The 8,927-nt window shown below is 71.1% G+C and carries 5 protein-coding genes; 1 reads left to right on the top strand and 4 read right to left on the bottom strand.

The window, feature by feature from the left end:
- Positions 1-94: 94 nt before the first annotated feature.
- Positions 95-1,162 (bottom strand): alpha/beta hydrolase family protein, encoded by a 1,068-nt coding sequence (locus tag ACFVHI_RS10285; protein WP_244293338.1) that lies wholly within the window; start codon positions 1,160-1,162, stop codon positions 95-97.
- Positions 1,163-1,583: 421 nt separating this feature from the next.
- Between ACFVHI_RS10285 and ACFVHI_RS10280 the strand changes: the two genes are divergently transcribed.
- Positions 1,584-2,327, top strand: coding sequence for an SDR family oxidoreductase (locus ACFVHI_RS10280; protein WP_380337596.1), 744 nt, complete (start codon positions 1,584-1,586; stop codon positions 2,325-2,327).
- A 23-nt stretch (positions 2,328-2,350) separates the two neighbouring features.
- Here the strand turns inward: ACFVHI_RS10280 and ACFVHI_RS10275 are convergent, their stop codons facing one another.
- The 3 genes from ACFVHI_RS10275 to ACFVHI_RS10265 all read right to left on the bottom strand — a co-directional run bounded on the left by ACFVHI_RS10275 (position 2,351) and on the right by ACFVHI_RS10265 (position 8,477).
- The gene (locus tag ACFVHI_RS10275) at positions 2,351-3,883 is read right to left on the bottom strand and encodes an AMP-binding protein (RefSeq protein WP_380337593.1); all 1,533 of its coding nucleotides are present in this window, start codon (positions 3,881-3,883) and stop codon (positions 2,351-2,353) included.
- Positions 3,884-4,147: 264 nt separating this feature from the next.
- Positions 4,148-5,887 carry a carbohydrate-binding module family 20 domain-containing protein gene (locus tag ACFVHI_RS10270; RefSeq protein ID WP_380337590.1) on the bottom strand — a complete coding sequence of 580 codons (1,740 nt, stop codon included), beginning with the start codon at positions 5,885-5,887 and terminating at the stop codon, positions 4,148-4,150.
- 253 nt (positions 5,888-6,140) lie between these two features.
- Positions 6,141-8,477 (bottom strand): M4 family metallopeptidase, encoded by a 2,337-nt coding sequence (locus ACFVHI_RS10265; protein WP_380337588.1) that lies wholly within the window; start codon positions 8,475-8,477, stop codon positions 6,141-6,143.
- Between the last annotated feature and the right edge of the window lie 450 nt (positions 8,478-8,927).

The following is an 8,927-nucleotide window of genomic DNA, read 5'->3' as shown; positions in this document are numbered from 1 at the left end:
AGAGACAGGCACCTGGGTGCCCCGGGCCCACGGCGTGCGGGTCGTCGTGCGGGTCGCTGTACAGACGGCCGTACGGGTCGTCGCGCCGCTGGGATCAGTCGGCCTCCGGGCCCGCCAGGTTCTTGGTGAGCCACTGCAGCGTGTCCGGGATCATCTTCTTGAAGTCCGAGGTCAGGTGCTTGCCGCCGGGCTGCTCGTAGTACTCCAGCGACACCGGCGGGGCGGCCTTGGCGACCCAGCCCTTGACCAGCTTGGTCTCGTACGGGTTGGCGCCGCCCGCGGTGACCAGCATCTTCACGTCGGCCTTGCCCTGGGCGACCAGCACGTCGGGGTTGTTGGCCTGCCGCTCGGCGTCGTGGCCCTTCCACAGCCCCGAGTCGGGAACGTAGTAGCCGTCGATCGGGACGGCGGCCTTGTAGACGTCCGGGTGCTGGAGGGCGAGCTTGGCGCTGCAGAAGCCGCCGGTGGAGGCGCCCATCACACCCCAGCCGTCGCGGCCCTTCACGGTGCGGAAGTTGGCGCGGACGAAGTCCGGGAGGTCCTGGGACATCCAGGTGCCCATCTTGGGCTGGCCCGGGATGTCGGAGCAGTCCAGCGCGTTGTGCTCGTCGCTGTTGAAGTTCTGCACCGGCATGATCATGATGAACGGGTGGGACTTGCCCGCCTTGACCAGCTGCTCGTTCTCCTCCTGGATCGGCAGCTGGTTGTCGGTCCAGGTGTTGTAGCCGTTGCTCTGGCCGCCCGCGAAGAGGGTGAGCACCGGGAAGCCGGTCTTGGCGAACTTGGGGTCGTTGTACTCGGGCGGCAGCCAGACCCAGACCTTGCCGGAGACGCCGGACTTCGCGCCGGTCACCGTGGTCATCATGATCGGACCGGCGGACGTGTCCCGGGCCTTGCTCAGGTTTGCGGCCGGACCGGTGGGCATCAGCACCTTCCCGGTGGCGGCCGCGGGCTCCGCGGTGGTGGGCGCGGGCGTACCGCCGCCACCCGCGCTGGGCGAGCCGCCCGTGGCAGCGGTACCGGTCGCACCCGGGGTGCCGGCCGCCTTGCCGCCGTCCCCCTTCCCGCCGCCGGAACTCCCGCAGGCCGCGAGCGAGGCGGCCAGGGCGAGCACGGCGGCGCCGGTCAGGACGGCGCGGGAACGGGACGACTGCCTAAGCACGGTGAGGACTCTCCGACCGATGACACGCCCGGTCCGTCTGACCGGGCTGTGGCCCCCCGGTGGGGCCGGACAGACCGGGGGCGCGGCGCTGGTGCGGTCCCCGGGGTGGCGGCGCGTCCTCCCTCGCGGTGGCGCGCCTTCCTGCGATCTTATGACGTGGACCGGGGTGGCCCGGTTGCGCGGTGGCCACCGGAAATCCAATGTTTGTTCGCGATCAGGTAAAGGCCTTCACCACTCCCCCCGAACGACGGGGGCCGGACGGCGGGGAGCACGGTCCGCGGCCTGTCCGGGGGTGCGAATTTTGGGGCCTTCGACCAGTGACGGCGGCCCCCGCATCCGCAACGATCGGCTCACGCCCCAACCGACCCGCGCCCAGCCGAAGCCGAAGCCGAACCGACCCGAGCAGACCCAGGAGAACGCCATGCCCCAGCAGATCGCCGTCGTCACCGGAGCCGGGAGCGGAGTGGGCCGGGCCGTGGCGGTCGAACTGGCCGCGGCCGGCTGGCGGCTGGTGCTGGCCGGCCGGCGGGCCGAGCCGCTGCGGGAGACCGCCCGCCTGGGCGGCACGCCGACCGCGGTGGTGCCGACCGACGTCACCGACCCGGCGGCGGTGGACGCGCTGTTCGCCGCAGCCGTCGAGCGCTTCGGCCGGGTGGACCTGCTGTTCAACAACGCCGGCACCTTCGGCGCGGCCGTGCCGGTGGAGGATCTGGAGGTCGAGGCCTGGCGGGCGGTGGTCGACCTCAACCTGACCGGGGCGTTCCTCTGCGCCCGGGCCGCGTTCCGGCAGATGAAGGCGCAGGACCCGCAGGGCGGCCGGATCGTCAACAACGGCTCGATCTCGGCGCACGTCCCGCGCCCGCACTCGATCGCCTACACCGCGACCAAGCACGCCGTCACCGGGCTGACCAAGTCGCTGTCGCTGGACGGCCGCCCGTACCGGATCGCCTGCGGGCAGATCGACATCGGCAACGCGGCGACCGACATGACCGCCGCGATGAGCACCGGGGTGCGGCAGGCGGACGGGCGGCTCGCGGTCGAGCCGACCATGGACGTGGCCGACGTGGCCCGCACCGTCCGGCACATGGCCGAACTGCCGCTGGAGGCCAACGTGCAGTTCGCCACCGTGATGGCGACCGCCATGCCGTACGTCGGACGAGGTTAGAGCCTGCCGTCGGCCTCCCGCCGTCAGCCCGTCACGGACTCGCGCAGCCGCTTCTTGTCCGGCTTGCCGACAGACGTCAGCGGGATCGCGGCCACGACGTGCAGGGCCTCCGGCGCGTAGATCCGCCCCTTGTGGGCCGTGACGAACGCGCGGACCTCCTCCAGGTCCGGCCGCTGCCCCGACGCGGCGACGACGGCGACGTGGACGTGCTCCGCCTCCTGCGCGTCGCGCACCCCGAAGACCGCGCACTGCGCGATCGCCGGGTGGGTGAGCAGCAGGTCCTCGACCTCGGACGGGTAGACGTGCCCGCCGACCACGATGATCTTGCCCTTGAGCCGGTCGGCCAGGTAGAGGTAGCCGTCCGCGTCGAAGTAGCCGATGTCGCCGGTGTTCAGCCAACCGTCGCGCAGCACCTCGGCGGTCAGGTCGGGCCGCTTCCAGTACCCGGCCATGACGGTGTCCGAGCGGACGTGGATCTCGCCCTGCTCCCCCGTCGGCAGCTCGGCGCCGTCGGCGGACCGGATCGCCACCTCGATGCCCGGGAGGGGTCGGCCGACCGCGATCTGGCCGCCGTGCCCGACCCGGTCGTGCTCGTGCGGGGCGAGCATGCAGATGTTCTGCGCCTCCGACTGCCCGTAGCCGCTCCACAGGACCGGCCCGAACACCTTGAGCGCCTCGCGCACCCGGGTGGGCGAGGCCGCGCAGCCGCCGTACGAGACCCGGCGCAGGCTGGACAGGTCGGTGCGGCCGATCGCCGGGTGGTCGAGCAGCTGGTAGAGCAGCGGCGGCAGCACCCACAGGTCGGTGATGCGCTCGCGCTCGATCGCGGCCAGCACCGCGCCGGGGTCGAAGGACCGCTGGAGGACCACCGTGCCGCCGTGGTGGAGCGTCAGGTCGGAGAAGAGCCCGGCGAGGTGGGCGAGCGAGGTGGCGGCGAGGAAGCGGGGTGTGTCGCTCTCCATGCGGCCGGGGGTGTCGAAGACCTTCCGGTAGGCGCCGTGCAGGCTGCGGATGCCCTTCGGGATTCCGGTGGTCCCGCCGGTGTGCCGGATGCCCCAGTCGTCGTCCGGGCCGACCCGGACGGCCGGCGGCTCGGCGGGCCGGTGGGCGGCGGCGGCGATCACGTCCTCGCCGATGGCCGCCGGTCCGGGGCCGAGACAAAGGACGGTCGGCACGTCGATCAGGGGCAGCAACTCGGCGGCCGCCGGGTACCGTTCGGCGTCGACGAGCAGGACGGCGGTGTCGACGCTCGTCGCGATCTCGGCCAGGGTCGAGGCGCTCATGCCGTCGTAGAGGTTCACCACCCGCGCACCCGCGAGGCCTGCCGCGTAACGGCCGCTCAGCGCCTCGGCGGTGTTGCCCGCGAGCAGGGTCACGGTGTCGCCGCGCACCACGCCCCGGGCGATGAGCTCGTGGGCGAGGCGGTAGGTGGCGGCGGCGAAGTCACCCGCGGTGAGTTCGATGCCGTCGGCGGTGGTGATGGCCCGTCGGTCGGGGTCGGCGGCGAGGGACTGAAGAATCAGGGCGGGAGCGCTGACGAACTCCGGTTCGTTCACGGCCACTTCTTCCTTGCAGTTCGCAACCATGTCCCCACCCTAACCCAACCCCGCTTCCAGGGCCGGGAGTTAGATCCCGTGGTGATCACTCGTCGTGCGAGTAGCGGTAGCGGAGAGGACGAGGGGGGTGGTTCTCATCCCGCGATCGTGTCAGCGCCGCCTCGCCGGCCGAGGTTTGAACCTGCACGGCCACCCGCACGAGGGACCCCCGTCAGGCCAGGCTGACGGGGGTCCAGGGGCGGCCCGAGGGTGGCCGGACAGGGCCTACGGCCGCCAGGTGTCGTTCAGGGTGACCAGGCCCGAGGCCGGCGCGGTCGCCGTCCGGTTGGCCCCGGACTCCCAGGTCACCGCGCCGCTCGCGTCCTTGCGGACGTACTTGTACTGGAAGGCCGTGCCGGCCGGCAGCGCGAGCGACAGCGACCAGACCGGGTAGCCGGCCGAGGAGAGCGGCAGCGCCTTGGCCGGGTCCCAGCCGCCGAGCGCGGCGACGTCGCCGACCACGTAGACGTTCTGGCCGTTGACGGTGGTCGCGTTGACGTTGAACGAGGCGCCGGAGGTGCTGGCCGCCCCGCCCGGGACGTACAGCGCGATCGCGTCGCCCGCGCCGACCGTCGCGGTGAACTGCCCGTTGGCGCCCACCTGGTAGGTCGGGCCGGTGCAGCCGCCGCCCGGCTGCGGGTCGCCGTGCTGGATGTCGCAGTAGGTGCCGGCCGCGAGCCCGGTCTGGAAGGTCCGGGCGATCGGGCCGCTCTCGTGGTTGAGCGCGACGTAGCCCTTGTTGCCGCGGCCGAAGGCGATCGCGTTGTTGCCGTTGGACCACCAGTTGGTCACGCCGGTGCCCGCGACGGCGTTGCGGAAGCCGACCATGTTGGCGATCTGCCGCCAGGCGTGGGTGCAGTTCCAGCCGTCCTGGTAGCAGGCGTTGACGGTGCCGCCGTTGGGCGGGCCGTCGTCGTTGTTGGTGAAGGCGTAGCCGGAGTAGACGTTGGGCGCGCCGTACGGCGAGGCGAGCAGGAAGACGTTGGCCAGCGTGTAGGTGTTGCCGTAGGTGTAGTTGAGGGTGGAGCCGTTGCGCTCGGTGTCCCAGTTGTCGATGAAGGAGCGCGCCTGCCCGCTCGGCAGGTACCCCCAGGAGGCGCCCCAGCCGGACAGGTTGGCGAGCTTGTCGCTGGTGAACATCCGCTTGAGGTCGGTGCCGACGCGGAACTCGTCGACGTCGCCGGTGCCGGTGTACTCGCTGGGCTGGACCGGTTCGCCGGCGCCGTAGATGACCTCCTGCACCCAGTAGGCCTTGGGGTTGGCCGTCTTCGCCTTGATCGCGGCGAGGTCGCCGGCGGCGATGTGCTTGGCGGCGTCGATCCGGTAGCCGTCGACGCCGAGGGAGCCCAGGTCGTCCAGGTAGCGGGCGATGGTCTGCTGGACGTACGCGCTGCCGGTGTCGAGGTCCGCGAGGTTGACCAGCTCGCAGTTCTGCACGTTGGAGCGGTCCTGGTAGTTGGTGATCGGCTGGCGGCAGGAGTGGAAGTCCTGGTCCTGGTAGGTGCCGGGGTAGGTGTACTTGGTGTACGCGGTGCCGCCGGTGCCGGTGCCGGAGCCGGCCGTCATGTGGTTGACGACGGCGTCGGCGATGACCTTGACCCCGGCGGCGTGGCAGGTGTCGACCATGTTCTTGAAGGACGTCCGGTCGCCGAGCCGCCCGGCGATCCGGTAGCTGACGGGCTGGTAGGAGGTCCACCACTGCGGGCCCTGGATGTGCTCCTGGGGCGGCGAGACCTCGACGAAGCCGTAGCCCTTCGGGCCGAGCGTCGAGGTGCAGGCCTGGGCGACGGAGTCGAAGCGCCACTCGAAGAGGGTGGCGGTGACGTCCTTGCCGTTGTCGGCGGGTGGGGCGGCCTGGGCGGCGGGGGCGCCGAGGGAGGTGGCGAGCGAGAGCGCCAGGGCCGCCGAGGCGGCGAGGGCGCCGGCCGCGCGGGCGGTCCGGCGGGTGGGGGCGGTGGTGACCACGTCGTCTCCTGGGGGTGGCTGGGGTGGGGGCAGCCGGGGATGAGCTGTGCAGGAAGAGCTATGCAGGAAGTTTCTGTAACTTGCCGGAAACTTGCAGCGCTGAACCTAGGGCCGCCGGGAGAGAGCGTCAAGGGCCTGGGATAAACGTTTCTGCACCGCCTGGGCCCGGACGCACGACAAGGGCCCGGCAGCCGTAGCCGCCGGGCCCCTCACCTGTCCTGGTTCACCGGGCCCGCGGGGGCCCGGTCCGGACTCAGCCGGTCTGGATGGAGGTGTCGTCGATCACGAAGCTCGTCTGCAGCGAGGCGTCCTCGGTGCCGGTGAACTTCAGGGTGACCGTCTGGCCCGCGTAGGACGAGAGGTCGAAGGTCCGCTGCTGGTAGCCCGCCGCGGCGTCCGCGTTGGAGTACGTCTTCAGCGTGGTGCCGTTCACCGACACGGCCAGCTTGTCGTACGCGGTGCTGCCCGACTCAGCGGTGTCGATGTGCAGCCAGAAGCTCAGCGTCGCCTTGCAGCCCGCCGGGATCGTCACCGTCTGCGCCAGCGTGTCGGTGTGCGAGGAACCGTAGCCGTTCAGCCACGACTTCCACGAACCACCGTGCGCAGCCTGCGAGGAGCTGTTGTCCACCACACCGGAGCTGGTCGTCCACGGCGCCGCCGAACCCGTCTCGAAGCCCGCGTTGCCCAGCAGCTGCGCCGGCGTGCAGGTACCGCCACCGCCACCGGTCACCGTCCACGTGAAGCTCGCGGTACCGGACTTGCCCGCCGAGTCCTTCACCGTCACCGTCACGTTCGACGAGCCCGCCGTGGTGGCGGTACCGGTGATCGCGCCGGTGGAGGCGTTGATCGCCAGCCCGGCCGGCAGACCCGTCGCACTGTACGACAGCGGCGCGGTACCACCGGAGGCCTTGATCTGGAGGTTCACCGCACCGCCGACCGCGGTGGACTGGTTGCCCGGGCTGGTGACGGTGATGCCGCCGGGGTTGGGCAGCGAGCCGACGTTGACGGCGGCCCAGGCCGTGGCGACCGCGTTGTACTCGGCGCTGTTCGCGCCGTACAGGTCGGTGGCCGCGTTCAGGGTCGCGGTGCGGGCGGCGGCGTAGTTGGTGGTGGAGGTCATGTACGCGGTCAGCGCCTTGTACCAGACCTGCTGGGCCTTGTCCCGGCCGATGCCGCCGACGGTGATGTTGTTGACCGTCGGGCTGTTGTAGCTGACGCCGTTGATCACCTTGGCGCCGCTGCCCTCGGCCAGCAGGTAGAAGAAGTGGTTGGCGACACCGGACGAGTAGTGCACGTCCAGGTTGCCGACGCCCGAGTACCAGGAGTCGGCGGAGGTGCCGTCCTTGGAGGGCTTGTCCATGTAGCGCAGCGGCGTGCCGTTGCCGTTGATGTCGATCAGCTCGCCGATCAGGTAGTCCGGGTTGTCGGCGGGCAGGTTGGCGTAGAACTCGACCATCGAGCCGAAGATGTCCGAGGTGGCCTCGTTGAGGCCGCCGGACTCGCCCGAGTAGTTCAGGTTGGCGGTGGCCGAGGTGACGCCGTGGCTCATCTCGTGGCCGGAGACGTCGAGTTCGGTCAGCGGGTGGGTGTCGCCCGAGCCGTCGCCGTACGTCATGCAGAAGCAGCTGTCGTCCCAGAACGCGTTGACGTAGCCGGTGTCGTAGTGGGCCCGGCTCATGGCGCCGACGCCGTCGTTGCGGATGCCGTTGCGGCCGAAGGTGTTCTTGTAGAAGTCCCAGGTGGCGGCCGCGCCGAACTGGGCGTCCACGGCGGCGGACTCGCGGTTGCTGGCCTGGCCGTTGCCCCAGGTGTCGCTCGACTTGCTGAACAGCGTGCCGTTGCCGGAGGTGCCGTTCTTCATGTCGGTGGTGTACTGGCCGCCGCGGGTGGCGTCCTTCAGCGAGTACGTCGAGCCGCTCTGGGTGGTGGTCAGCGGCACGTTGCCGACGAACACGCCGTTGCCGGAGCCGCGCTTGATGCCGTCGGCCTTGCTGAGCACGTCGCCGGTCGCGGCGTCGGTGACCACGTGCAGCTTGCTCGGGGTGCCGTCGGACTCGCGGCCGGAGACGACGGTCTCCCAGGCGAGCTTCGGGGTGCCGTCGGCGGCCCAGACGACCAGGCGCGGCGCGGTGTCGACGGCGGCGCCCTGCTCGGCGGCGAGCGCGGCGGCCTGGGCCTTCGGCGCGGCCTGGGCCGGCGTGGTGCTGACGCCGCTGAGGTTGGCCTCGCTGGCCTTGGTCACGCTCTTGGTGGCGCCCGCGGCGTCCTGGTGGACGATCAGGTCGCCGCCGAGCACCGGGAGTCCGGCGTAGGTGCGCTCGTAGCGCAGGTGGCGGCCGCCGTTGGTGTCCAGGACGACGTCCTTGGTGACCAGCTTCTCCTGGCCGCTCAGGCCCAGGGCCTGGGCGAAGGACGCGGACTGCTGGTTCGCGGAGGCGATCAGCGCGGCCCGGTCCGACTGCTGGGCGGCGACGGCGGACGGGGCGTCGGGCGTCGCGGCCTGCGCGATGACCGGTATGCCGGTCACCAGCAGCGCGGTGGTTGCGGCCATGACAACCGCGGCCTTCCGGGCGTGAGCGTAACGGGACATGCGGACTCCTTTTCCGACCGGCGCGGGTTCGCACCGGTGGAGAGAAACCTGGGCCGCAGGGTTGCGGCGCAGTGGGGGCCCCCGCCCGGGGTGTGCGACGGGGGTGCGGTTGCGGTGCTCACAAGTCGTGGCAGGTTTGGGACGCGCTGCACCTGATCTGGTCGGCTGCACCGGGGGGTGGGGCCCCCTCGTCTGCAGCCGCAGGAATCGTGGCAGCAAACGAGCCGTCAATGACAGATGCATGCCACGGAATGGCCGATTCATTACCGAAACCGTATGCATGACTGTTCATCAGTTGTGTTACCCCTTTGAGAACTCATGAACACGGTTTTCATGATCCGGGGAATGTTCGATCACTTCCGGAAGTCACTGACCAGCGCTCAGGGCCCCCGCCCGCGCCACCCGGCGGCCGACGGCACCGGGCGGGGGCGGCACATCACGCTTCCGGCC

Source organism: Kitasatospora sp. NPDC127121 (genome assembly GCF_042677305.1).
GTDB lineage: Bacteria > Actinomycetota > Actinomycetes > Streptomycetales > Streptomycetaceae > Kitasatospora.
This window is presented reverse-complemented; position numbering and strand designations above follow the sequence as displayed.

Bases quoted from the DNA above. Each gene is read 5' to 3' on its own strand.
- ACFVHI_RS10280 (WP_380337596.1), top strand. From the start codon at position 1,584: ATGCCCCAGCAGATCGCCGTCGTCACCGGAGCCGGGAGCGGAGTGGGC.
- ACFVHI_RS10265 (WP_380337588.1), bottom strand. From the start codon at position 8,477: ATGTCCCGTTACGCTCACGCCCGGAAGGCCGCGGTTGTCATGGCCGCA.